Consider the following 707-nt stretch of genomic DNA (forward strand, 5'->3'; position numbering starts at 1 on the left):
ATGCGCGCCGAGGTGGTGAAACAGGCCACTGAGGAAATGCTGCGCTCGTTCGACCAGTCCGTCGCGCAGCGGTGGGCGGCGGTGAACGGCAACAGTGATGAGGTGGGCCGGGCCATATCGCAAGCCAACGAGTTGCGGGAGACGATCCAACAGTTCGGGGAAGGCTCCGCGCAGGTGGCGGAACTGTTGAAGCTCCACGCGGCGGAGACGGCGAAGGCCGCGCAGGACGCCGCGAAGTCCGAATACGATTCGCTCAAGGCGCAGATGGATGCGCTGGAACAGCAGCGGGTCCAGCTTCAGCAACAGGCGATACAGGAACAGATCAACGCCATCAACGAGCAGCTTTCCGCCGCAAAGACGCTCAAGAGCACATGGGAAGGGCTGGACAAGAGCCTTGGCCAATCCCGCTACAACCTGTTCGCCGGGAGCGCCAACATTGACGCCGAGAACCGTCTTGGCACGGTACAGGCCGAATTCCGGCGGCTGTCCGGGCTTGCGCTTGGCGGTGACTCCGACGCGGCGGGTCAGCTTGCGGGCGTGGGCACTTCCCTGCTCGATCTGGTGAAGCAGACGGCGGGGACGGAAGAGGAATACCTCGACGCTTTCTGGGCGGTGAACGCACAGTTGAAGTCCGCGCAGGACGCGGCGGGCGCGCAGGTGTCCGCAGCCGACAAGCAGCTTGAAGCGTTGCAGGGCCAGCTTGATGT

1 protein-coding gene is annotated in these 707 nt (G+C 64.1%); it reads left to right on the top strand.

Going from position 1 to position 707, the window contains the following annotated elements; translation table 11 throughout:
* On the top strand, positions 1 to 707 hold a 707-nt coding region (locus HMPREF0178_RS20200), incomplete at both ends, for a hypothetical protein (RefSeq protein ID WP_009369399.1).

This window comes from Bilophila sp. 4_1_30, assembly GCF_000224655.1.
Lineage (GTDB): Bacteria > Desulfobacterota > Desulfovibrionia > Desulfovibrionales > Desulfovibrionaceae > Bilophila > Bilophila wadsworthia.